20 protein-coding genes and 2 pseudogenes are annotated in these 24,796 nt (G+C 44.5%); 10 read left to right on the top strand and 12 right to left on the bottom strand.

Going from position 1 to position 24,796, the window contains the following annotated elements; all coding sequences use genetic code 11:
* Positions 1–2: 2 nt before the first annotated feature.
* The gene (locus tag QUB52_RS14005; RefSeq protein WP_332973521.1) at positions 3–2,105 is read right to left on the bottom strand and encodes a GNAT family N-acetyltransferase; all 2,103 of its coding nucleotides are present in this window, start codon (positions 2,103–2,105) and stop codon (positions 3–5) included.
* Positions 2,106–2,181: 76 nt separating this feature from the next.
* On the opposite strand from QUB52_RS14005, the gene QUB52_RS14000 reads away from it, so the two are divergent.
* Together QUB52_RS14000 and QUB52_RS13995 are read left to right on the top strand one after the other, a co-directional pair.
* The gene (locus tag QUB52_RS14000; protein WP_332973519.1) at positions 2,182–2,394 is read left to right on the top strand and encodes a hypothetical protein; all 213 of its coding nucleotides are present in this window, start codon (positions 2,182–2,184) and stop codon (positions 2,392–2,394) included.
* Positions 2,395–4,044: an FAD-dependent oxidoreductase gene (locus QUB52_RS13995; RefSeq protein ID WP_332973518.1), complete on the top strand. Its 1,650-nt coding sequence runs from the start codon at positions 2,395–2,397 to the stop codon at positions 4,042–4,044.
* Between the two features lie 393 nt (positions 4,045–4,437).
* On the opposite strand, the gene QUB52_RS13990 is transcribed toward QUB52_RS13995, so the two are convergent.
* Together QUB52_RS13990 and QUB52_RS13985 are read right to left on the bottom strand one after the other, a co-directional pair.
* A complete protein-coding gene (locus QUB52_RS13990; protein ID WP_332949192.1) occupies positions 4,438–4,812 on the bottom strand; it encodes a type II toxin-antitoxin system RelE/ParE family toxin in 375 nt (124 codons plus the stop codon).
* Positions 4,805–5,140: a hypothetical protein gene (locus QUB52_RS13985; protein WP_332973517.1), complete on the bottom strand. Its 336-nt coding sequence runs from the start codon at positions 5,138–5,140 to the stop codon at positions 4,805–4,807. The genes QUB52_RS13990 and QUB52_RS13985 overlap by 8 nt, the downstream gene beginning before the upstream one ends.
* Before the next feature lie 247 nt (positions 5,141–5,387).
* Here QUB52_RS13985 and QUB52_RS13980 point away from each other — a divergent pair, with 247 nt between their 5' ends.
* Both QUB52_RS13980 and QUB52_RS13975 read left to right on the top strand, forming a co-directional pair.
* Positions 5,388–8,114, top strand: coding sequence for a valine--tRNA ligase (locus QUB52_RS13980; protein WP_332973516.1), 2,727 nt, complete (start codon positions 5,388–5,390; stop codon positions 8,112–8,114).
* 429 nt (positions 8,115–8,543) lie between these two features.
* The gene (locus QUB52_RS13975) at positions 8,544–8,996 is read left to right on the top strand and encodes a hypothetical protein (protein ID WP_332973515.1); all 453 of its coding nucleotides are present in this window, start codon (positions 8,544–8,546) and stop codon (positions 8,994–8,996) included.
* Positions 8,997–9,060: 64 nt separating this feature from the next.
* Here QUB52_RS13975 and crtB read toward each other — a convergent pair whose 3' ends face one another.
* Both crtB and pds read right to left on the bottom strand, forming a co-directional pair.
* A complete protein-coding gene (gene crtB, locus QUB52_RS13970; protein WP_332973514.1) occupies positions 9,061–9,990 on the bottom strand; it encodes a 15-cis-phytoene synthase CrtB in 930 nt (309 codons plus the stop codon).
* Positions 9,991–10,082: 92 nt separating this feature from the next.
* Complete coding sequence (gene pds / locus QUB52_RS13965; protein WP_332973512.1) at positions 10,083–11,456, bottom strand: 15-cis-phytoene desaturase; 1,374 nt, start codon at positions 11,454–11,456, stop codon at positions 10,083–10,085.
* A gap of 528 nt (positions 11,457–11,984) precedes the next feature.
* Between pds and QUB52_RS13960 the strand changes: the two genes are divergently transcribed.
* On the top strand, positions 11,985–12,623 hold the full coding sequence (locus QUB52_RS13960; RefSeq protein WP_332973510.1) for a restriction endonuclease subunit R: 639 nt from the start codon (positions 11,985–11,987) through the stop codon (positions 12,621–12,623).
* Between the two features lie 193 nt (positions 12,624–12,816).
* On the opposite strand, the gene QUB52_RS13955 is transcribed toward QUB52_RS13960, so the two are convergent.
* The 6 genes and pseudogenes from QUB52_RS13955 to QUB52_RS13930 all read right to left on the bottom strand — a co-directional run bounded on the left by QUB52_RS13955 (position 12,817) and on the right by QUB52_RS13930 (position 17,660).
* On the bottom strand, positions 12,817–14,022 hold the full coding sequence (locus QUB52_RS13955) for a hypothetical protein (protein WP_332973509.1): 1,206 nt from the start codon (positions 14,020–14,022) through the stop codon (positions 12,817–12,819).
* Positions 14,023–14,118: 96 nt separating this feature from the next.
* Positions 14,119–15,216 (bottom strand): SPFH domain-containing protein, encoded by a 1,098-nt coding sequence (locus QUB52_RS13950; RefSeq protein WP_332973508.1) that lies wholly within the window; start codon positions 15,214–15,216, stop codon positions 14,119–14,121.
* Between the two features lie 20 nt (positions 15,217–15,236).
* Positions 15,237–15,368 carry a hypothetical protein gene (locus QUB52_RS13945; RefSeq protein WP_265233532.1) on the bottom strand — a complete coding sequence of 44 codons (132 nt, stop codon included), beginning with the start codon at positions 15,366–15,368 and terminating at the stop codon, positions 15,237–15,239.
* The gene (locus QUB52_RS13940) at positions 15,365–16,135 is read right to left on the bottom strand and encodes a Uma2 family endonuclease (protein WP_332973507.1); all 771 of its coding nucleotides are present in this window, start codon (positions 16,133–16,135) and stop codon (positions 15,365–15,367) included. Before QUB52_RS13940 ends, QUB52_RS13945 begins: the two co-directional genes overlap by 4 nt.
* A 120-nt stretch (positions 16,136–16,255) precedes the next feature.
* Entirely contained in the window at positions 16,256–16,510 is a 255-nt protein-coding gene (locus tag QUB52_RS13935; protein ID WP_265233534.1) for a hypothetical protein, read from the bottom strand.
* A gap of 13 nt (positions 16,511–16,523) precedes the next feature.
* Positions 16,524–17,660, bottom strand: a pseudogene (locus QUB52_RS13930) (DUF6745 domain-containing protein).
* A gap of 416 nt (positions 17,661–18,076) precedes the next feature.
* Here QUB52_RS13930 and dnaK point away from each other — a divergent pair.
* The 3 genes and pseudogenes from dnaK to QUB52_RS13915 all read left to right on the top strand — a co-directional run bounded on the left by dnaK (position 18,077) and on the right by QUB52_RS13915 (position 20,785).
* Complete coding sequence (gene dnaK, locus QUB52_RS13925; protein WP_265233536.1) at positions 18,077–20,173, top strand: molecular chaperone DnaK; 2,097 nt, start codon at positions 18,077–18,079, stop codon at positions 20,171–20,173.
* The gene (locus QUB52_RS13920) at positions 20,164–20,292 is read left to right on the top strand and encodes a hypothetical protein (protein WP_265233537.1); all 129 of its coding nucleotides are present in this window, start codon (positions 20,164–20,166) and stop codon (positions 20,290–20,292) included. The genes dnaK and QUB52_RS13920 overlap by 10 nt, the downstream gene beginning before the upstream one ends.
* Positions 20,293–20,436: 144 nt before the next feature.
* Positions 20,437–20,785: pseudogene (locus tag QUB52_RS13915) on the top strand (four helix bundle protein).
* Here the strand turns inward: QUB52_RS13915 and QUB52_RS13905 are convergent.
* Positions 20,773–20,919: a hypothetical protein gene (locus QUB52_RS13905; protein ID WP_442923371.1), complete on the bottom strand. Its 147-nt coding sequence runs from the start codon at positions 20,917–20,919 to the stop codon at positions 20,773–20,775. The pseudogene QUB52_RS13915 and the gene QUB52_RS13905 overlap by 13 nt on opposite strands.
* A 2-nt stretch (positions 20,920–20,921) precedes the next feature.
* Here QUB52_RS13905 and QUB52_RS13900 point away from each other — a divergent pair, with 2 nt between their 5' ends.
* Positions 20,922–22,010, top strand: a complete 1,089-nt coding sequence (locus QUB52_RS13900) for a J domain-containing protein (RefSeq protein ID WP_332973503.1) — start codon at positions 20,922–20,924, stop codon at positions 22,008–22,010.
* A 248-nt stretch (positions 22,011–22,258) separates the two neighbouring features.
* The gene (locus QUB52_RS13895; RefSeq protein WP_332973502.1) at positions 22,259–24,697 is read left to right on the top strand and encodes a dynamin family protein; all 2,439 of its coding nucleotides are present in this window, start codon (positions 22,259–22,261) and stop codon (positions 24,695–24,697) included.
* Positions 24,698–24,796 lie beyond the last annotated feature (99 nt).

Genomic DNA, 24,796 nt, shown 5'->3' with positions numbered 1-24,796 from the left:
CTTCATTTCGCGGTTCCTTCATTATATATTATTGCGAATTGTTCCTTTGAAATCTTAAATAAACTTTGAACCGTTGTTTGATTGCCAAGTATTTCCCGAAGCCTCTTTAATGTCAGCGGTTTAGTGAATATCTCAGTATAGCTAAATCTTATAGCCATAATATCTCGATCTGGTTGGTTTTTTGCTATTGTATTTAAATTTTTTAATTCATATACACCTAAACTGCGAAACTGTCTATATAAATTTTCCGGCTTGTCTATAATAACTTCCTCTAACCTAGAGCAAGCTTTCACCTCTTGTGTCCCTAAAGTAAATGATGTATCAGAGCTCACATACCATAAAATTCTACCAATAACACGAGGTTTTAGACCGCCATTATTTCTTTTATAGTACACCAGTTCGCGCCTTAAAGCTAGGTCGGATTGAGAGTCAAAGAGGTACTGATTAGCCAACTCTTCATCAAACAAATCTTTTGCCCATCTTGGCTGAATAGGAATAATAAATGCAGGCAAGTCAGCATCAATAATCTTAGCTGGCCAAAGGTGACGTTCAAGCTCAGATATGGTTATTAAATCTTGAGTTAATTCTTTGGTATTAAGAGTTTCTGCAATTTTAAGGCAAAAATTATATTCTTGTCCCATAGCCGCTAATTTTGCAAGGTACTTAGATAGTTCTGCTGATGTTTTTGCAACAGCAATGTTCGCCTTCATATACCCATCATTAACTCGAACAAAAGCATCTTCTTGAATAGCTTGTAAAACTGTTTTTTCCAGATAGGGGTCAATAATTCTGGTAAACTGTCGATTTTCATGGGCTGAGAGTGATAGAGAATAGAAAACCAAGTACCGTGCCAGTGTAGCCGCTATAGCCCCAGAACGAATTCGCATAATTGTCACTTTTAGTTCGTAATTTTCCTGTCTATCAAAAACAATTAAAGCAAGTGGTATATTTTCATTTTGTAAAAAAACACAACATTGAAATTTATTTTTATTCGCAATAATATGGCGTAGTCGTTGTTGAAAATCTCCCTCATTTTCTCCCTTTTCACTAGCATAAAAACTCTCAATCAATCGTGATTCTTCAAATTTTTGGATAATTTTCATCTTGAGAAATGTACCAGCTAAGCGAACAGGTTGATATTCAACATTTCTGCGAATATCATCGAATTTTAAAATTAAATTTGTTGGGCTAATTACTTCCAGTGTAAATTTTCGATAAAGTTCATCAGCTAAATTCAGGATTTCTGTGTTTCGAGTAACAAATACCTGAGAATCAGAAGCAATAATCATAGCTAATTGACTTGTTGTGGCTCTATCAAAAGTTATAGATTGTTCGGCTAAAAGTTGAGTAATTGAATCTAAAATATTTTTAATTTGGGTTTTATCATACAACAAATGAGTAAAAGTATTAGCCAAAGATCGTTTGCTATTTCTTAATTGAGCATCATCAATTGTATTGATATAATTGAAAATTTCATCGGTGATGCACAACTCTAAATCATCCTGCAACCAATCAGCGAGCAGAGAGTCGGATTCTGTAGTTTTAAGCTCTTCATTTCCGTGCAATTCCAAGAAAACGCTTGTATCGATGACTGCACAAAGCTTAGATTCAAGCTTCTGATTAGCAGCATAAGAAAATATGGTAGGATGATTGTGCTCTAGCCACCAAACTGTAAGAAGCTTACCATCCTTACTTTTTCCGGTCTTTTCATCTAAGGGAACAAAGCCTAATTTATACCACATCCCGTCTATTCCATAGTCTCGGCGGCATTTTAGCTCAATCCTATAAAAATCCTGAGTTTTTTGACTTAAGTAATTGACTAGCTTTTTAGCAACATCTTTGCCACGCCATGACGGATTGATGCAGAGATGAACAATAACAATTGCGTGCTTTCTGATCGCCTTCCGGTATAGCAGATAACCAATACAATTTTTATCTGGATCGATAGCTACAAGGATCGTGCGCTTGATTGCATATTCTATAAAAGCATCTCTTGGTAATAAGCCCAGAGTTTTTTTATTGGCATCACCTAGTGCTATAACGGTTTGCAAATGAGGGGATGTATGGTCAATTGCTTCGATCGTTATCTGTATATTTTTTGTCATTTTGTTATGGTTCCCTCAATTTCATCAGGTAGCTGCATCATGAGAAACTATTGAGCTAAGTCGCGATCGCCCTTTTATGCCCACTACATATCACATTACCAGTAAATTAGGGAGTCAGAGAGTCAAAAGTGCGATCGCCTCCACCGCCGCCACTTGCCTTCTCAAACCACAAGCGCGCAGCCAAACAAATGCGAAAGTTATCCCAAACTTACCTAAAAGTGGTATATTCAACTGCGTCAACCCTGAACAGCGCTTTCAGGTAATGCAAATTTATCAACGAGTCAACTAAATGCCCTCTACCTTCAAGAAATTAGCTTCGATCGCAATCTTCTTCGTAGCAGTCAAAATTTTAGTTGACTCAGGGCACTTCCAAAAAGCTGCCAACGACATCACACACAGAAACCCAGCCAGCGCCACATCAGACACCGAAAGTCTCCGACACACAACCAGCAAAACTTCAAAATTGCCTCAAACATCAGCAGATAGAAAGTTCGATGTAGTAGTGTATGGCGATGAAGTACCGGGAATATGTGCGGCGATATGGGCTAAGAAAACTTTAGGTGAAAAAGGCAAAGTTGCGATCGTGCGATCGAACTACGCAACTGATCTCTTGGGCGGCGTACTCACCCGCGGCGGTTTAGGTTACGTCGATTTAGATAAAATCCCCGACTGGTACCGCCAACCCTACGCCCAATGTTTCCGGGAATTCTTAGATAAAGCCAATGTTCCCGAATCTTGCTTAGAACCAAAAACCGCCGACAAAGCTCTTAAAGAGATGCTTTCCGAAGCCGGAGTTAAAGTTATTTCCAACTCAACTCTGACTCCTCACGTAGTCAATAATAAAATTGAATATGCCGAAGTCAACAACAGTAAAAGCAAAATACAAGCTAATTCCTTTATTGATGTAACTCAAGATGCAGAACTGGCAAGAAAAGCCGGATTATCTTATTATACAGGATATGAATCGCAAAACATAAAATCGAAAAATGAATCCTTAGCTATATCTGTAGTTCCGACAATTACCGGGCTAACGATCGCCGATTTACGCAAAATAGAAGATAAGATTCTCTACGACACTCCTTTAGTAGAAAAGATTAAAACTAGCATTAGCAAATATAAAGATCCTGCCAGTACAGAATTCTGGATGAGGAACTTTGACAGTACGATTTATCAGGCCTATACAGATGGATATAATATCAGAAGCGTAGCGATCGGGGCAGCCTATCACGTAGATAGAAATCTCCCCTTCACTCAAGAAAAAGGATTCTTCTTTGATAAGGCAAATATTTGCGTTTATAAAAATAACTCGATGTCGTGGAACGGGTTTTTGTTTAAATACAAAGTTGACGAATTGATGAAGATGGAAGCTAACGGCAGAAAACCGACTCCTGCAATGGTTCAAGAAATATCATACCTGCAAGAATGGCTGCAAAAAAAATCGGGTAAAGATGTGAGACTATTTATCCCGGATGAGATTTATATCAGACAAACTTTGAATGTGCGCGATGTGGTAGCGCCGCTGACGGGGAAAGAGATTATCCAAGGTGGCACATTACCCGAAAAGTCGATCGGCAGTTTCTCCTATGATTTCGACTTGCGGGGCGGAGTCAAGGATTTGGATTCGAGAATTCCGTCGCTGCCGGTGTATAATTTCGGGATAGAGAGCGCTTTGGCGAGTAAAGTGAGTAATTTAGCTATTGTAGGGCGATCGTCCGGATATGTCGGTATGGCGGTATCAGTCGGGCGAATTGCGACAGTGAATATTTATCAAGGACAAGGTGTGGGCGTAGCCGCTGGTTTGGCTAGCAAGTTAGGAGTACCGCTGAATACGATTACTTCGAGTAAAACCAGAGAAACTTTGGAGACTTTAACCGGGAAAACGACGTATTTGTCGGGGAGAGATACGAGTTATGGGGTGGATTATAAGGAGGTCAAATAATATTTGTAAACAGTCGTAAAGGCCGTTAATATGCCTTAAAAATCCGCATTCTTCAAGACTTCGGAAGTTTTAAACAATTAGGGCTTGCTGAAAAAGTCCACAAATCGAATCTAGGTGCCAAACAGCTTGAAAAATGGGAGATTCGGAGATGGGTTTTCAAATTTACTCCACAATTTTCCACCGAAATCCAAGGATTTTGAGCCGACAAACGTCATAACCTTGCACTTTTTTGTCTTTAAAAACCTTGAAACCGTTGGCAGTCATAGCTTCTAGTTATATTCAGCAAGCCCCAATTAGATATCACCAATGTTAAATCCCACCTACAAACTACAAACTTTTGTTTGATAATTTCTATCGAAACCTCATCTTCTACGGCGAAAGATTCCCCAACTCTTAAATATCCTCTCGCTCTTCGCTCTGCTGCTGCTCGTATTCTGTAATAATATTCTGAATATCCTCTGCTGCAATATCGACCTGTTCGGATTTGGTGTAAACGGTCAGCAAAATGATTCCCGTTGCTGTTTGGACGTAGTAAATTAAACGATATCCACCACTTTTACCTTTTTGAGTGTCGCTATTTCGGACTCTTAACTTGAAGACGGCATAACCCACTCCAGCAATTCGATCTCCTGGCAGTTCTCCCCGTGTGAGTTGTTCGATAATGGGTTGAATATCATTGCGTATGCTGCGGTATTTTTTGGCAAGAGTGCGTAAATTGCGATTGAAGGTTGGTGAAACTATAACTTGAATTAAGGGCAAGTCAGTCATTTTCAATTCCTTCCCACATTTGAGCAACCGAAATGGTTTGCCCAGTCATGGCTTCGTGCCAAGCTTGCCGAAAATCTTGTAGAAGCGCTGTTTTAGATTGGCCCTCTCCGTCAATTTCTGAGGGTTCTGGAATACTAAAAGAATTAGCAGCAGGCATCTCTTGGATTTCTGCTGAGAAAACCTCTAGCAGATTATTTTGCGAAATGATTACCCCTTGACGTTGCTTTTGGCTTAGAAACTCTATAAAACTCGCAACCAATGCCAGATGTTCTGGAGAGAGTCGATCGAGCCATCGATCGATTTGATGTCGAAGTGCTGCTACATTCATAATGCCATGATACCTGTGAATTCTACCTTTATTTTAACGTAAAATTACAATGTTTCATCTCAATTACCATAATATTTGTAGGGGGCAGCTTCGCCAAGATATATAATGAAAACGAGAGATATAGTAAACCCGCCCCGCCTTGAATATCGCTCTTCCCTCTAACATCCTCTGGCACTGATGTGGTTTAAAACTCTTCTCCTCCCTTCTGTGGCACAATCTTAATATAAAAACAGCACCCTTGCAGCAAATGACCGCAAACCTACCGCCCCAATACGACCCCAAAGCCACCGAAACCAAGTGGCAAAAATACTGGGAAGACAACCAAACCTTCAAAGCAGACCCAGAAACAGGCGGCGAACCCTACTGCGTCGTCATCCCGCCCCCCAACGTCACCGGCAGCCTCCACATGGGACACGCCTTTGAAGAAACCCTCATTGATGTCCTCGTCCGCTATCACCGCATGACTGGACGCAATACCCTGTGGTTGCCGGGAACGGATCATGCTAGCATCGCAGTTCAAACAATTCTCGAAAAACAACTCAAAGCAGAAGGCAAAACTCGCCACGATTTAGGCCGAGAAAAATTCTTAGAACGCGCTTGGGAATGGAAAGCTGAATCTGGCAATACTATTACTAATCAACTCCGCAGTTTGGGCGTGTCTGTCGATTGGTCGCGAGAACGCTTTACGATGGATGAAGGCCTATCCGCTGCGGTTTTAGAAGCCTTTGTTCGCCTCTACGATGAGGGGCTGATTTATCGCGGCAATTACTTGGTGAATTGGTGTCCGGCGAGTCAGTCTGCTGTGTCGGATTTGGAGGTTGACCAGCAGGAAGTTGAGGGGCATTTGTGGCATTTCCGCTATCCTTTGACCGACGGTTCCGGTTATTTGGAGGTGGCGACTACTCGGCCGGAAACGATGCTGGGCGATACTGGCGTGGCGGTGAATCCACAGGACGATCGCTATAAACATCTTATCGGTAAAACTATCACTTTGCCGATCGCCAATCGCGAAATTCCAATCATTGCCGATGAGTTTGTCGATCCAACTTTCGGAACTGGCTGCGTCAAAGTGACTCCCGCCCACGATCCGAATGACTTCGAGATGGGTAAGCGTCACAATTTGCCGTTTATTAACATCATGAACAAAGATGGCACTTTAAATGAAAATGCCGGAGAGTTCCAGGGACAAGACAGATTTGTCGCCCGCAAAAATGTGGTAAAGCGGTTAGAAACTGACGGGGTTCTGGTAAAAATCGAAGATTACAAACATACAGTACCGTATAGCGAACGTGGCAAAGTCCCCGTCGAACCGTTGCTATCTACTCAATGGTTTGTGAAAATAGATCCGCTTTCTCAACGCGCTTTAGAAGCATTAGATAAAAGTAACTCACCAGTCTTTGTTCCTGACAGATGGACAAAGGTTTATCGCGATTGGTTGGTGAAGCTAAAAGATTGGTGTATCTCGCGCCAATTATGGTGGGGACACCAAATCCCTGCTTGGTATGCTGTTAGCGAAACTCACGGCGAAATTACTGATACAACGCCGTTTGTGGTGGCTAAAAGTGAAGCTGATGCTAGGGAAAAAGCGGAGGCTAAGTTTGGCAAAGATGTCGAATTAGCAAGAGATCCAGATGTATTGGATACTTGGTTCTCGTCTGGCTTGTGGCCTTTCTCAACTTTGGGATGGCCGGAGGAAACTAAGGATTTTGATTTTTACTATCCGACAACTACTCTGGTGACAGGTTTTGATATCATCTTTTTCTGGGTTGCTAGAATGACGATGATGGCAGGACATTTTACGGAAAAGATGCCGTTTGAGACTGTTTACATTCACGGTTTGGTGTTGGATGAAAACGGTCACAAAATGTCTAAGAGTAAAAACAATGGTATTGACCCGCTGTTGTTGATTGCTAAGTACGGGACTGATGCTTTGCGCTACACTTTGGTTAAGGAAGTGATTGGGGCCGGGCAGAATATTCGCATGGAGTACGATCGCAAAACTGATGAATCGAAATCAGTCGAGGCGTCCCGGAACTTCACAAATAAGCTGTGGAATGCGGCCCGGTTTGTGATGATGAATTTGGAGGGACAGACTCCGCAGCAGTTGGGAAGTCCGGCTGTAGAAGGTGTTGGTTTGGAATTGTGCGATCGCTGGATTCTTTCTCGCTATCATCAAGTTGTGCAACAAAGCCGCAATTCTTTGGAAACTTACGGTTTGGGAGAAGCGGCTAAGAATCTTTACGAGTTTATTTGGGGTGATTTTTGCGACTGGTATATTGAGTTGGTCAAGTCTCGCTTACAACAGGATGCTGAACCAAATTCTAAGAAAGTCGCGCAGCAAACTTTTGCTTTTGTATTGGAAGGAATTCTGAAATTGCTGCATCCTTTTATGCCGCACATTACTGAGGAAATTTGGCACACTCTGACTCAAACAGGTGACGGTGATTGTTTGGCTTTGCAAGCTTATCCTGAAGCGGATACATCGCTGATCGATCCAGAATTAGAACAGCAGTTTGAGTTGCTGTTCGGGACAATTCGCACTATTCGCAATTTGCGGGCAGATTCTGATATCAAACCGAGTCTGAAGGTGACGGCGATTTTGCAAAGCGAAAGCGAGAAGGAACGCCAAATTCTCTCGGATGGAAGCGTTTACATCAAAGATTTGGCAAGGGTGGAAAATCTGACGGTGACAGCTAGTTTAGATGCAGATTTGGGACAGACAATCGCTGGGGTTGTCGGTACTGTACAAGTATTGATTCCTCTGGCTGGGGTGGTGGATTTAGTGGCTTTGCGCGGTAAGTTAGAGAAGAAGTTAAGCAAGGTGGAAGCTGAAATTAAGCATACTGCGGCGCGTTTGACTAATCAGAAGTTTGTGGATAAGGCTACTCCTGATGTGGTTCAGGGGGCGAGGGATGCTTTGGCTGAAGCCGAAAAACAAGCTGAGATTTTGCGCGATCGGCTAAAGTTGTTTTAGTCAGTAGTCAGTAGTCATTAGTCAGTAGTCATTAGTCATTAGTCGCGGGTGGGGCTAGAAACCGGGTTTCTACGAAATTTTCTGTTTAGTTACGAGAAATCTCGAAAGAAACCCGGTTTCTGAGGTTATTGCCATTTTTGTTTATGGTGTGCGTCGCTGCATAAAAAACCTCCCAAAATCCCGTAGGGGCGGGTTCATAAACCATCTATGAAATTCACAAACAATCTCATAAACCCGCCCCATCTCCGCCATTATTTACATCAACATCTTACCAATAAATTCATCGTACATTTTTATTGTTGGTGGGGGCGGGTTTATAATATTATTCATTCTTACCATAAATGGTTTGTGAACCCGCCCCTACAGGATTTGTATCGTAGTTTTTAAGACTGGTTAAAAAATCGCAATTACCAATTACCAATTACCCTGATGCTATATTTAGCCCAAGTACAAAAGAAGGATATTTTAGATGAGATAAGTCTGCAATTACTGGCTTGTCAAAATGCTGATGAGGCTTGGGCTATTCTTACCGAACAAACTGTCTTGATAGTGCCGCCAAATTCTAATCAAAATGTGTTAAATGAAGGAATGCTAGTATTAGCAGATATTGGCGAAAATCGCAACATTTTGCAGGTTCAAACCGCTACAAACTGGGTGCTAGAATTAGTTAAAAAGTATTTAGCCACAGGCTTTACTCCCGATTTTTTGCAGCAAGAAGCCCAGAAAGCAGAAGAGTGTCGCCAATCTCTCACTTTGCAAGGTCAAGAATTGTCTCGCAGATCGATCGAACTTGAAGCCCGCCGCGAACAAATTCACAATTTAGAAGCCAAACTCCAGCAGGAAAAACAATTGCTGGAAAGCAAAAATCAGCCCTCCGAATAGAATTTCGATGCGCCATAACAAAGTCCGCCGGCGCGGACTGATATCGAAGCAATATGGCCAGCGGCTAAAGCACTTTTGACTTGATCCAAGCGGCGGGGAGACACAGCAGTTTCTGAGAATTGCTGACATAAGCCCGCTTCTGGAAAACATCGTACTGATTCCGTTCGATCGCATTTAAGATTCTGCTGTACAACATCGTAGCAGCCCACACTGTCCAGCGGATATCGGGACTCAAAACTTTGATTCCGGGTTCGGCGCTGGCGTATAATTTGCGAGCTCGCTGAATTTGAAACTTCATCAATTCCCGCCAGCGTTCGTCAATCACACCGTTGAACAAGTCTTCTTCGGTGTAGTTAAACAGCGCTAAGTCTTCTAAGGGCAGGTAAATGCGGCCGCGACTGGCATCTTCTCCGACATCGCGCAGAATGTTAGTTAACTGCTTGGCTATACCGAGGGCGATTGCTTCTTCTTTGGGGATTTTATTTCCCCAGTGCCAATTCCAGTTGGCAGCCCGGTTCGATTCGTCCACACCCATCACAGACATCGACATCAGCCCGACAGTACCCGCTACTCGATAACAGTAAAGATTGAGCTCTTCAAAAGTTTCGTAGCGGCTGCGGTACAAGTCCATTTGCTGGCCCGCAATCATCTCTCGAAACGGCTGAATGTCGATCGGGAAACGAGACAAAGTATCCACCAAAGCGACATCATAATCGTCGTGCGGATGCCCCGCAAACAGCGATTCTAGGCGTTTTTCCCACAAATTTAGGGTTTCAGGGGTCGTAGCCTCAGAACCTGGCCCGTCTACGAGTTCGTCGGTGCGGCGGCACCAGACGTAAATCGCCCAGATAGCCCGACGCTTAGCTTCGGGCATGAGTTGAGTGCCTAAATAAAAATTTTTGGCATAACTCGCTGTGACTTGGCGGCACAGTTCGTAGGATTCATCCAAAGAGGCCAGAGTTCTCATGCACTGGAGTTTTGACAGTTGCAGCATCCGAGAATAAGAAATTTAAAGATTAGAACTGACATTCCCCCGTTTAGACAACGGGAGATTTTTTTACTGTTTTATGAAAAATTCTTAATTTTTCATTTGTTATTGGCCGTTGAAATAGCCTGCGCTGTCAGCTTACCAGAAAGCACGGCACCTTCCATACTCGCAAGATAACGCTGCATTGTATAATCCCCCGTTAGATAGAAATTGCTAATCGGAGTTGTTTGGGTGGGACGGCACTCTTGACGGCCGGGAGTGGCTTTGTAGACGGAACGTGGGGTTTTGACTACGTGATATTTGAGCAGTTGGGCGGGTTCTGGGATTTGGTCGGGAAAGAGTTTTTCTAACTCGACCATTGTGGCTGCGACGATATCTTCGTCAGACTTGCCTATCCAGTCTTTGGCCGGTGCGAGTACCAGTTCCAGCATGGATTTGTCTGGATTGGCATATTCGCGGCAGGTGTTGCTCATGTCGGCGTAGACGCTCAGCAAGGGCGATCGCGAGAACAGCAAGTGGTCGATATCTGTTAACTTGCGATCGAACCACAAGTGTACATTAATCACCGGTACACCCTCCAAACCTTCGAGCTTTTTGAAATAACCCATTTCGGCCCAAGGTTTCGGCATCATCAACTTCAGCGGGTCAACCGGCATCGCCGAAACGTAAATATCAGCCGTCAGAACTTCTGACTCTGCCCCTTTCACGCCCCGAATCTGGAAACCGCGCACGGTATTGTCATCATTGAGCAAAAACTCACCAATGGGTGCGTTGAGTCGGACTTCGCCACCGCGTTCAGTTATGTAGTCTACCATCGGCTGACACAACCTCTCCGTAGGGGAACCGTCTAAAAAAGCCATTTGCGAGCCTTTTGTCTCTTGCAAGAAGCGGTTGAGGGCTGTCAGCAGAATGGTTGCAGATATTTCGTGGGGGTCGATAAAATTCAGCGCCTTGGACATGGCGATGAATACTTCTTTTTCGACTCTGGGGGGGACATTTTGCTTTTTGAGCCAGTCGGAAAAGGAGTATTTGTCCATTTCTTCAACGTATTTCTGGCCCTGAAGTATCGCCGGAACCAAACCGAGGCCGAAACTGATTTTTTCGCCCCAGGTGAGCATATCGTTGTTTCTGAGGATAGCCACAAGGCCGTTGAAGGGGGCCGGAATATTCGGAAAGTCAAAGCGCGAATAGGTTCCGGGTGTTTCCGGCTGATTGAAAATCATCGAGTGCTCTTTCCATTGCAGCCTGTCTTCGATGTCTAGTTCTTTGAATAGTTGGAGCATATTTGGGTATGCACCGAAAAATATGTGGAGGCCGGTTTCGTACCAGTCACCATCTGCATCTTTCCAAGCGGCTACTTTGCCGCCGAGTACGTCCCGACTTTCTAGGAGGATGGGGGTGTGACCCGCATCGGTGAGATATTTTGCACAGGATAGTCCTGCTAAGCCGGCTCCGGCGATCGCAACTCGCATTTAATACTACTGCCCTCTGTTCGCTTCGCCTTAATTATACGTTACAAGTCGTTACATTTTCTCGGCAATCTGTATAGAGGAGACGGCAATCGCCTTCATCGTGTGAAAAATCGCTTAAAAACCTTTGTATCTCTCGTTCACAGCCGAGGCCAGATCCCCCTAAATCCCCCTTAAGAAGGGGGACTTTGATCAGAATCCTGTCCTCCTCTTAAGAAGAGGACTTTAAACACTCTTGTCCCCCCCTTCTTAAGGGGGGTTAGGGGGGATCTGGCCTTAATAGCCAAACAGCAATCTCTGACTAGATTTAACCTTAATTTGACACGGCAAAAAACCCGGTTTCTCGGCCACGCAACGACGAATCAGAAACCGGGTTTTTCCGACAATCTTGCGCTTTCATCGAAAAACTTGGCAAAAAACCCGGTTTCTCGGCCACGCAACGACGAGCACGGCCGTCTCCTCTTCTCTTCGCGCCTTATTAAGTTTTGCTATCATAAATTATCAAAACAATTGGTTAAAAAAGTTAAATTCATGGTACAAACAATTCAAGCTAGAAATATTGCACTGAATGATTTGGAAGCCCAATTCAAAATTGAGTGGGTTGAGGATGACCAATTCTTTCGGGAGTGGCAAGATGATTTGCCAGAAATAACTGATGCTGAAAAGCAGCGACTAGACAGAGTGAAAGCAAGTTATAGGAATTTGCTCAAACATCCGCCACTTCTAGAAAATACAGTCAAAATGGTCGTGTTGTCTCCGCTTTTAGATTTAGCAGATTTTTATCTGGCTCCTTTTCATGTTACTTCAGAAAAATCTGTAGAAATTGTTGACGAAGATGAAGGACTAATTGTCAGGGGACAAATGGATGTTTTGGCTTTGTTTCAGGAGTTTTGGGTAATAGTTGTCGAGTCGAAAAAAGCGGCGTTTTCTTTGGAGGTAGGGATTCCGCAGTTATTAGCTTATATGTTAGGTAGTGTGACGGGCGATCGACCTACTTACGGTTTGTTAATGAATGGCTCTAACTTCTTATTTGTCAAGTTGGTTAAGGGGGAAACACCGCAGTACGCTTTTTCTCGCTGGTTTTCTATGTTCAATCCGGGGAATGATTTGTACACTGTGCTGAGTATTTTGAAGCGTCTCGGTGAGTTGAATGTTGATAATATAGTTTAGCAAGCAATCCCACCAACGACGAATCAGAAACCGGGTTTTTCCGACAATCTTGCGCTTTCATCGAAAAACTTGGCAAAAAACCCGGTTTCTACGCCACGCAACGACGAATCAGAAACCGGGTTTTTCCGACAATCTTGCGCTTTCATCGAAAAACTTGGCAAAAAACCCGGTTTCTCGGCCACGCAACGACAACTCAGAAACCGGGTTTTTCCGACAATCTTGCGCTTTCATCCACAAACGAAGTTGGTTGGGATTCGGGCTCAGGTAGGCCGGGAATAGGGATATATCTCCAATTACCACTAAACAATAGGTACATCGCACCCGCAAACACGATACCGCTAACAACAGCAGCAGTAATTTTCCAAACACTGTAGGGACGATCGCCTTGAACTTCAGCGGTGCGAGCATTAACTATTACTTGATATTGCTTGTTTTGATAGCGATAGGCACACATCCACACAGGTAGCAAAATGTGCTTAAAAGTGATAGCATTGTAATCTGTAGAAATGCTGTGAACCCGCTGCTCGTCACCGCCGATATGTCTACAAATATCGAAGTGAATAGTACCCGCCATGACATTTTTAGCAGATTCAAATCCTTGAGGGAGAGAAACTTGCGATCGCTGTGCTTCAAATCCAGCTAAATAAGATGAATTGTACGCGCGCAGCGACTCTTTGAGATGCCAAGGTTCTAACTCATCTAGGCGATTGCGATCGACTGAAGTTGTAGCCGGAATCAGAATATCGTCAAAAGTGCGATCGACTCTGCCAGAAGCAGGCCACCATCTGGTATGCTGCACTTGGCGGGTTTTAGTTTCAGTTTCACCGTTAGCATTTGTTTCTGTATAACTCTCAGTCACGTAGTAGTGTTCTCCGCGATCGCCCCTATAATAACTCACCGTATAACAGTCGTAAGTCCAAAACGGCAAATAAACCCCTTGAATTTTCTCCTGTTGCGCTAGGGATTGCAAAGCAGAAGGAGCAAACCAGCGGTTGCTAAGCCACTTCTGAATGCTTTCTCTGGCCTGTTTATCAGTAACTTGAAAGGGGACAATTCCCTCTGGGTGTAAGCTAGGGCTGGCCTTTGCGGGTTTCGCCACAATTGGAGAAGCGCAAAACGGACATTTCCCCGCAACTTTCGGCGGTTCAAAAGTAATACTTGCTCCGCAATCATTGCATTTTACTTCTAAGGCTGTTGTTGATAAAGTTGTCAGCGTCGTTTTGTCTGGTTTTAGATATTGTTCGTAAGAATTTTCTTGTACTTCTTCGGCACTTTGAGGAATTGCATCTTCCCAGCCGCAGTAAGCACATTTTAGCTTTCCTGCTTGGGGGTTGAACTCTAAATAAGCGCCGCAGCTAGGACAGGGAAAACGTTTAACAGCAGCTTCAGAATTATTCATAATAGTAGTTTATTTGTGAGGTTACACGCAATAGGTAATCGGCAATCGGGAAAGCGTACCGATTACGAATTACCGATTACCTAAATATGCCAAATCTTAGGTGGCTGCTGGTGGGGGAGGCGGCGGCACTGTAGCCAATAAAGATGCTAATTCCGGCACTTGCGATGCTAACTTCCAGCCGTCAAAACCAGCCCGCCAAACCATTACCTGATGTGTCAAACCATTTTGCAGAAGTTGATGCAATTCAAAGGGCCCTAATTGTTGACTGTTTGGGGCAATGTACCACTGAGTTTGTGTTGCTGGGAGATGTGGCGGCGGTGTTGGCGATGTTGGCGATGCTGGGGATTGCATCATATTTGTCATTTGCTGACCCATTGCCATTCCCATGCCCAATTCTAATGCTTGATTGCCGCCGCTGGGGTTATTGGCTGATGCTTCTATAGCGTTAGCAGCTTGATATTGGGTATATTGCTGCATATTTCCCAGAAGTCCGATCGAGGCTCGTTTGTCTAGTGCTGCTTCCACTTCAGCCGGCATCGAGATATTTTCAATTAATATCTGAGTTAATTCTAACCCGAACTGCTGGATATTTGGCTGTAGGGCTATGCGTATTTGTTCGCCCATTTGTGTGTAGTTGGCTGCAAAGTCTAGCAGGGGAATGCGGGATATGCCAACCCAATTGGCAAAGGCAGTGACTATTGTGTTTCGTAGCTGTTCGCTAATTTCATCGACTTGAAATAGTCCGTCTGTGCTGATTAATTGGTTTAAGAGTTGTTGTGGATTGTAAACTTTAATGTTGTAGGTTCCAAAAGCGCGCATTCGCACTGGGCCGAGTTCTGGATCGCGGATAATAATGGGGTTAGCGGTTCCCCATTTCAGGTTGGTAAATATTTTGGTGTTAAAAAAGTAAACTTCTGCTTTAAAGGGAGAGTTGAAACCGTAGGGCCAACCTTGTAAGGTGCTCAGAAGGGGTAAGTTGCGGGTGTTCAGTTCGTGCATTCCCGGCTCGAAGACATCTCCTACTTTACCTTCGTTGACAAAGACTGCTACTTGTCCGGGCCTGACGGTGAGTTTAGCACCTTGTTTAATTTCGTTTTGGTGGCGCTCGAATCGATAGGCAATGGTATCGTTGGTGTTGTCTAACCATTCGATGATATCGATAAATTCGCCGCGAATTTTGTCAAAGAGTCCCATATTTTTATTTTGAGCTTTTGTTAAATTTTAACTTCAATAGGAGCGATCGCTCTTCCCGATCGCCATTGTAAAGTTTTTAGGCGCGATCGCTGGGAATGAGGGCGATCGCCCCTTGACTCCCTCAATCCCCTCCCAGCAATGGTTTCCCTCACAATTCGGGTTCAAGGCCGGCCGATCGCAATTGAGCGCGCAATTGCTCTAATTGGTGTTGGGCGCGATCGGCTCTTTGCCGCTCTTCTTCAGCTCTTTCAAAGCCCGTTAACAGCAGATTCCCTGCACTATCCCACCAGCGCAGCCAAGGTAATTCAGCATTTTGATATCTCCCCTGCCAGATGCCCAATTCCACTCCTAACGGTTGAATGGGATAATGATGGCGATCGTTGACCGGGACTAAATGATAGCTATTATCTACTAAATGGTAAACTTCAACACTCGCCTTTGTCACTTCATAAATCCCATAAAAAGCCGGACGGATGACATTTTCATAAATCCAGAATTTACCTGGCTTAGTTTCCTGTTGACCCGATCGCAATAAAGGCGTTCTGTCCCGTTCTTCTGCACCATTCCCCGATACAAACTCCAACACAATTAACGGCGCTACAAATTCTTGCCACATCACATAAGAACGGCGCAATTGACCGTCAATTGTGGGCGGAACGTTGGGAACATAAAACCAGTCCGGCGCTTCTGCACCCCGTTCTAACGGCTCTGTCAACCGCCAATAAATGCCGCTGTCTTGACCGATACAATAGTTACCATCTGGATGAATGTTTTGGAAGACAGGAGTAATTGAATCGGTTAACAGAATGCTTTGGGGAAGTTCTTGAAAGTTTTTCACAAAAGTGCCGTCGGATTCTGGTAGCTGAGTGTGGTCTGGCCAACCTGTGGGGTTGTTTTCTACATCTAGGCTGAATTTCATAATGTTATTTTGATTGCAGGCATTGTTGATAGGGAGCTTTTGATTTTGATTGTAGGCGATCTATTTCAGAGTTTCATAGTTTTTGTAAGGTACGCCACAAGCACCCTACCGAAATATAAATCATAGCAATTCTTCCCGTATTTCATATTCCCCTTGCTCTCCTAGGACTAAAGGTTCATCCTGAAAGCACCCGATCGTTCTTTCAAAAAACCCCGGCGACCAGCCTAAATCTTCCGCTGTTTTAGCCTCAGTTGCAGGTACAATCGGCTGGAAAATTACAATAACTTCCAAATCTGTATCTTTGATACCGCCGGGGATTTGCAAATGCAGCATCCCGTCTGCACCGACGCGCGATCGCACTTTAATCATTTGCATAACTCTTGCTTCCTTAACTTTGTACTGAAAAATCCTCTGGATCGACTCCCCAATTTACCCAGCGAATCCCTTCTCGTGCTGATTTAATATCGGGCTGCACTCGTAAAGCGTGAATAAATCCCGTGCTGGGACAAGTCATTTTTAACAGATAAATTGGCTCTACGTCAACGGTTGTATCAATTTTTAATAAAGTGTATTCTTGCCAAGTATCTAATACAACTGCTGCTAATTATTCGCAAATGCGATCGTAACCAATTGCTTGAATTAGCACTCGCCGCAGTTCGGCATTTTTTTCTTCTAAAAGCCATTCCGAGCGCCATTCGTTCGGGTGCAGTTTTCCATATTTTTCGGGCAAGGTAACGCCGTGATAGGAGTAGACGCTGTATCCATCGGCAAATTGAATGGCGGGTGCACCTTCGGCGTGGAGGCGGTGTTGGGAGTCGAAAGAGAGGATGCGGGGGCGATCGCACACAATACAAACTTTTTCAAAAGGATAAATCCACCCGCAGTTGGCAACTAGCAACTGAAATGCTCTCCATTTAACTGGATCGCGATCGCCGTTTAATACTGAAATATAGAAATCACTTAACGCGCCGCGAGATATCGATGCAAAAAAAAATTTATTGATGTCATTATGTTTGTATCTGGCAAACCTCTCGAATTTACGCCATCTTTCGTGCAATGTATAAATTCCGGTGATTTGTCTGCGAGAATTGATACAACTTTCTAAACTGCCAAATGTTGACCACAGCAGCAGATTAAAATAGTCTACCAATTGGCCGTTTAGAAATATATATACCTCTGTATTCAGCATATAAAAAAAAACTCCTTTTCTTGTCACCATTTGACTCAGCATTTTGTAGGTCAGATTATGGCCTAAAACTGCGGTTATTTCCTGTTTGATGTTCCTCCAAGATAGAGATTCTTGGCAGCTTTCAAAAATTGGGATAAAGATGCGATCGACAGCGGCACGGGGGCTATCACAGATTATTATCTGCGGCTCTTTATAGCCGATGGCTGCATAGGCAAATATTACCGATTTTGCTGCTTCTTCGCGATCTATCGGCTCAGTGGAGAGTGCAATTCTCCGCCACTTTTCTCGATAAACTCCAATCAGGGCTTGTTGTTGCGGGGTCAGTTGTTCGATCATCGTTTTCCTCTAAGTCTGCAAACAATCTTTCTCAAGAAGTAATTCCGTCTGCACCGACGCGCGATCGCACTTTAATACTTTGCATAATAATTAACCCCTTAAATTTACTTTCTATTCTAGTTTAAAGAGCTTAGGTTGGGCCCTTAAAACCAGCCCAACACATAATACTGATTCGACAAAGCTGCAGGTTCGGGCAAACCCAACCTACACCCACCTGCAACCCGCCGCGCGATCGTTTGTAGTGCGGACTTCAGTCCGTAACAGCCTGCGGACTGAAGTCCGCACTACGAACCGTTTCAGCCACGAGTGAGAGAACCCCCCGCAGCCCCGTGGCTCGACAAGGTACAATAAATGCGATCGAACTTAACGCTTATATTTAAAAAGCTACACACAACGCCACAGGAGACAACGGACGTATGGGAAAAGTAGTTGGCATTGACCTCGGAACGACAAACTCAGTAGTAGCTGTCATGGAAGGCGGCAAACCGGTTGTGATTGCCAACGCAGAAGGGATGCGGACAACTCCCTCGGTGGTTGCTTTCACCAAGGAAGGAGAACGCCTTGTCGGACAAATGGCCAGACGCCAAAATGTTCTTAACCCCCAAAACACCTTTTACGCCGTCAAACGGTACATCGGGCGCAAATATACCGAACTGACTCCAGAAGCAAAGCGCGTCCCTTACACAACTCGCCGCGAGGAGAATGGGAACATCAAAATTAAATGCCCTCGCCTGAAAAAAGATTTCGCCCCAGAGGAAATTTCGGCGATGGTGTTGCGGAAATTGGCCGATGAAGCTAGCCGCTATCTCGGACAAGAAGTCACGGGGGCTGTAATCACTGTTCCCGCTTATTTCAACGACTCGCAGCGACAGGCGACGCGGGATGCTGGCAGAATTGCCGGACTTGATGTGAAGCGGATTTTAAATGAACCGACTGCGGCTTCTTTGGCTTACGGTTTGGAAAGGCGAGAAAGTCAAACTATTTTAGTTTTTGATTTGGGCGGCGGTACTTTTGATGTATCTATCTTAGATGTTGGAGATGGAGTATTTGAAGTCAAAGCAACTAGCGGCGATACTCAATTGGGTGGCAATGATTTTGACCAGAAAATTGTTGATTGGTTGGCTGAACAATTTTTAGAAAAAGAAGGGGTGGATTTACGCAAAAACCGCCAAGCTTTGCAGCGCTTGATCGAAGCATCTGAGAAAGCTAAAATTGAGCTTTCGGGAGTTGGTGTTACTGAAATTAATTTGCCGTTTATTGATGCTAATGAAGATGGGCCTTTGCATTTGGAAACGCGACTAACTCGCGGTCAATTTGAGGGGCTGTGCACCGATTTGGTGCAGCGGCTGCGGCGGCCGGTGAAACAAGCTTTGGCTGATGCAAATTTGAGTCCTTCTCGGATTGATGAAATTGTGTTGGTTGGCGGTTCGACTCGGATTCCTTTGGTGCAGGAAATTGTTCGCAGTTTGATCGATCGCGAACCGAATCAAAATGTGAATCCCGATGAGGTTGTGGCCGTGGGTGCTGCAATTCAGGCGGGAATTTTGGGCGGGGATGTCCGCGATGTGCTGCTGTTGGATGTGACGCCGCTGTCCCTGGGCTTGGAAACTATCGGCGGGGTGATGAAAAAACTGATTCCTCGCAATACTACTATTCCCGTTAGGCGATCGGACATTTTTTCGACTGCTGAAAACAACCAAACTGTGGTAGAAGTTCACATCATCCAAGGGGAACGGGAATTAGGTAGAGATAATAAGTCTTTGGGAAGGTTTAAACTAACTGGAATTCCGCCGGCACCGCGAGGGATTCCCCAGGTACAAGTTGCTTTTGATATTGATGCTAACGGGATGCTGTTGGTGACTGCTTTAGACAAAACTACCGGCAGGGAACAAAGCATTACTGTGCAAGGTGCTTCGACGCTGAGTCAGCAGGAAGTGAATCAAATGATTCGCGATGCGGAACAGTTTGCTCAAGCTGATAAGTTGCAGCGGGAAAGGGTGGAAAAACGCAATCGTGCTGAGGCTTTGGCCTATCAAGCTGAGCGACAATTGCGGGAAGTTGCACTCGATCGCGGAATGCAGTTTGCTCAAAGAAGCCGCCAGCGCATTGAAACGTTAATTCGGGAATTGCGAGACAGTTTGGAACGCAACGACGAGCGGGGAGTTGACCAAGTTGGTTCGGATTTGCAAGATGCTCTTTACGATTTGAACCGCGAAGTTTCAGCTTTTGCTGAGGATGACGATGATGATGATTTCTTTGAGTCTGTGAAGCGGACTTTTACGGGCGATGGTACGAAGCGACGCAGTGATGACAGCAGCTATTATACGAATGCTAAGCCGTACAGGCGATCGACTGTCGATCCAATTCCCGATCGCCCCTACGATCGCGATCGGATGCCAGATCGCGATCGATCCTACGATCGTACACCCGATCGTAGAACCAGCACTAATCGCCCGACTCGCCCCTATCAAAACCAAAGCGACGACTGGGATGATGACGACGATTGGCTGTAATTGAAGGAAGAAGGAAGATTTTTGGAGAAGGAAGAAGGAAGAAGGAAGAGGGAAGAAGGAAGAAGGAAGAAGTAAGAAGGAAGGAAGGAAGAAGCAGATTTTCCGCACACAATATGTGATGGCTTTTTTCTAACTTCTTCTACACTTCTTTTTTCTCTTCTCTCTCCTCTTTTTTCTCTCCTCTCTCCTCTATCCTCTACTACACTAGACTTCTTTGAAATCGATAGAGATCACTATAATAAGCAAGGAGAAAATTATGTTTTATAGCCCATAGAGAACAATACATTTGGCAGCGGGGTATTTATCTTTGTCAACTTTGCTACGAATTAACCAAATCTTTTCCTCCATCTGAACTATATGGTCTTACCAGTCAAATTCGCCGTGCATCTGTATCAGTACCAGCTAATATTGCTGAGGGATATGGACGTGTTAGCAGGAAAGAGTCGATATTTACAAATAGCTCTTGGTTCACTGCGAGAACTGGATACTCATTTAGTGATTTCTGAAAAAGTGGGGTTAGGAACACACGAGCAAATATCACCTGTTGTTAAAGAAGTGGATGAAGTCACACGACTAATTGTCAGCACTATCAATAAACTTCAAGCCGAATAAAACCTCTTTAATTCTTCCCTCTTCCCTCTTCCTTCTTCCTTCTTCCCTCTTCCTTCTCCAAAATTCTTCCTTCTTCCCTCTTCCTTCTTCCTTCTTCCTTCTTCCTTCTTCCTTCTTCCCTCTTCCTTCTCCAATTATGCAAAACTTTCGTAATTACTATCAAATTCTGGGAGTACCCAGAGATGCTAAGGCTGATGAGATAAAAAAAGCCTATCGCCGACTGGCGAGACAGTTGCACCCTGACGTAAATCCGGGGGACAAATCTTCAGAAGATAGGTTTAAAGATATTAATGAAGCCTACGATATTCTTTCAGACATCGAAAAGCGTGCTCAATACGACCAGTTTAGTAAATTCTGGAAACAAAAGGGATTTCAAGGGAAACAAGGCGTAAAACTTCCCAATTTTACAAGTTGGGGAAACAACAAAGTTAGCCGCAAAAAGCCTGCGGAAGATATCGATTTTAGCGATTACTCAGATTTCAATAAATTTCTCGACCAAGTGCTCGGAAGGCGCAGGGAAGTGAGGATGGCGACAGCAAATGATGCACCGCGAGTGTCCACTTCGGAACCGTGGAGTACCGGTTCTAAAAAAACGAGTTATGTTGCTAATTCTCGCGAAGATAGAAGGGATTTGGACGATCGCGAAATGCGACGAGAAACAGTCGATCGCGAAATGCGGCGAGAAAGTCGGGAAATGGACGATCGCGAAATCAGAAGAGACATTGAGGCCAGGCTGACTCTGCCTTTGGAAAGAGCTTATTCCGGCGGTACCGAGCGCATTCGTTTGGATGACGGGCGGTGGATCGAGGTAAATATGCCTGGGGCGATGGTATCGGGCCAGCAAATTCGCCTGCGAAATCAAGGTATTGGCGGCGGCGATTTGTACTTAAAAATCACAGTTTCTCCCCATCCATTTTTTAGCTTGGAAATGTCAGATATTTGCTGTGAATTGCTGCTGACACCCTGCGAAGCGGTGTTGGGGGGAGATATTGAAGTGCCAACTCTAGACGGGTTGGTGAAGATGAAACTACCGCCGGGAGTAACGTCTGGGAAGCGGTTGCGGCTGGCGAATAAGGGCTATCCGACTGGAAATGGCGATCGGGGAGATCAGCTAGTAGAAATTCAGGTGTTAATTCCCAAGGAAATTAGTGAAGAGGAACGGGAATTGTACGAAAAATTGCGGCAGATTGAGACTTTTAAACCGCGTCAAGATTTGTCTGTATAATTCTGTAGGGTGCGCACTGCGCACCTTCTAAGCTGTTGCGCATTTAAATTGTGTGTCAAAAATCAATCACACTTTTGTGGGGTGGGCTTCTAGCCCGCGCCGAATATGCAATTTAAAAGCAGAACAGCTTACTAATTCTGTTGAGAAATCCTCGATAAAATAAGTAAAATTACTGTTGCAATTATTCCTGAACTAGCGGACAATTAACCCTAAGCTAATTTTCCCACAATCAGGAGCAGTCTGCCGCCATGACTCAAATGCCGCCTCAATGCAACAATCTGCAAGAGCAAGTTGACTCTTTACTGCAACTGCTGCGTCAGGAATCGTCTTTGCGACAACAAGATATCACTGCGGTACAATCTTCTCTGAAAAAAGCAACTTCTCCCCAATTTGAGATTGTGTTTGCGGGTGCTTTCAGTGCGGGAAAATCAATGCTGATCAATGCTTTGCTGGAGCGTGAATTGCTCTACAGTGCTGAAGGACACGCCACTGGTACTGAGTGTTATATCGCCTACGCTGAATCGGTTGAAAAAGAGCGCGTAGTTCTCACTTTTTTGAGTGAAGTTGAGATTCGCCAGCAAGCTTATGCTCTTTGCGAACAGTTGAATTTAACTACTGAAATCGATATTAATCAAACAGATGTAGTAAAAATATTATCTCAGGGATGTAAGATAATTATTGAAAAGGAAGGCGGAGAAAATAAATCAGAGCAAGCCAAACAAGCGAAGGCTTTGACTCTGCTTTTAGAAGGATTTGAAGCTAATCGCGATCGCATCCAAACTGTCGAAAATGCCACGTATTCGATGGAACAGTTTAATTTTTCTAATCTCAAGGAAGCTGCAAGTTACGCGCGGCGCGGGAGCAACAGTGCTGTACTCAAGCGAGTTGAATATTACTGTTATCATCCGCTGCTCCAAGATGGCAATATTATGATCGATACGCCGGGAATTGATGCACCGGTCAAACAGGATGCGGAATTGACCTATGATCGGATTGAAAGCCCGGATACTTCGGCGGTTGTCTGCGTCTTGAAGGCTGCGTCGTCTGGGGAAATGACGACGGAAGAAACCGAGTTGATGGAAAAGACACGGGGAAATCCGGGAATTCGCGATCGGCTGTTTTACATTTTCAACCGCATTGATGAAACTTGGTACAACACGCAACTGCGACAGCGCTTAGAAAATCTGATTAATTCCGACTTTCGCGACACCGCCAGAGTCTACAAAACCAGCGGATTGTTGGGATTTTACGGGAGTTTGATTAAAAAAGGGACAACGGGGCGCGATCGCTTTGGTTTGGATAGCATATTTGTCGCCAATCGCGATCGGGTTGATGCAGACACGAAGGCGGTTAATCACAGAGAAAATAGTGAAGAAACTCCGCAATTTGTCAGCGAATTTAACCGCTACTGTGCGAATTCCGGCAAACTTTCTCCCAGCAAATTTCGGATTTCAGTTAACAGCTACGAAACCCCAAATGAAAACTACGTGCGGATTCTTGCGGAACAAGGTCAACCGTTAATCGAGCAATTAATTCAAGATAGCGGTATCGAAGATTTTCGCAAAGCCATCACGCGCTATCTCACCGAAGAAAAGCGCCCGCAACTGTTCAAAAATCTCGCTGACGATTTAGAGGATTTGTGCATTCAACTGCGGAAACAGTACCAAACAATCCAGCGGAATTTGGACAGCCAGCCCCGCGAAATTGAAGCAATGAAAGCCCAGGAACTTTTGCGGCTAAATCAAGAATTGCAGCAAGTTGGACAAGAATTTCGGGAACATATCGCCGCCGAAGTCAATAATATGATTATGAACAGATGCGATATTTTTGACATTGATTTTCGCCAACTGCAATCTCGGATGATTCGTCGCTTGGATGAATTGTTAGATGGCTTTTCGGTTGAGGCGGCTTACGGACGCACTTTGATGACTCATCCGCGCAATGCTACAGCGCCTTTAATTGCGGTTTTGGTGGAAGCGCTTTATTATTTAGCGAATCAGTTGGAAGATATTTTAGTAGAGGCTACTAAGTCACTGGTTGATAATTATTTCCAGTATTTGAAAGACAGCGTTCGTAAGTCGGAATACTATCGATTGCTTTATCGGTTGTTGGGGAACGATGGGGGAATTGAACAGCAGTTAGAGGAGTTGTCACAGCGGGTTTCTTGTGCTTTGGTGAATGCAGCGGGCGTGGAGTGCGATCGCTACGTGCGAGAAAGTCCCCGTTTTTACGATGAAGGCACGTTTTCTATTTACCAATTCCGGGAAACATTGCAGCAAACATCTCAAGGTTTTGACTGTGAAAACATGGTAGACGCGCAACCGGCAATTCGGCAATTGTTGAGGCTAGATTTCGAGCCGAAAGTATCTAGAACTATTCGGCAAACTTTCCGCCAAACTGTGAATCAAACTCTGAAAGAGCATTTGTTACCGATGGCGGAGAAGCAAGCTGATGATATTTTGCAGAAATACAGTCAAGCCCGCGATTATTTGGAGCAAACTTTGGCACAGGAAGCTGAGGAGAAGATTGCTAAGAATCTGCGGCTGCAAGTTGAGAATGAGCAGAAAATCCAAGAGTACGATCGGGCGGTTTCTGGGATTAATGGTTGTTTGCAAGCGATGAAGTTACACGAGCATTTATTGCCTGTAATTGGAGAAAAGAAGAGCGTTGCGGTGGATGGTGAATAATTGAAATTAAGGCGATTGAAATTACGGCGATTGGAAACCAGGTGATTGGAAATCCGGCGATTGGAAACCGGCGATTGGAAACCGGGCGAATAGAATTCG

It is taken from the genome of Microcoleus sp. A6-C6 (assembly GCF_036705955.1).
In the GTDB taxonomy this organism is placed as follows: Bacteria; Cyanobacteriota; Cyanobacteriia; order Cyanobacteriales; family Microcoleaceae; genus Microcoleus.
The sequence above is the reverse complement of the archived record's forward strand: the minus strand, read 5'-3'. Positions and strand labels throughout refer to the sequence as shown.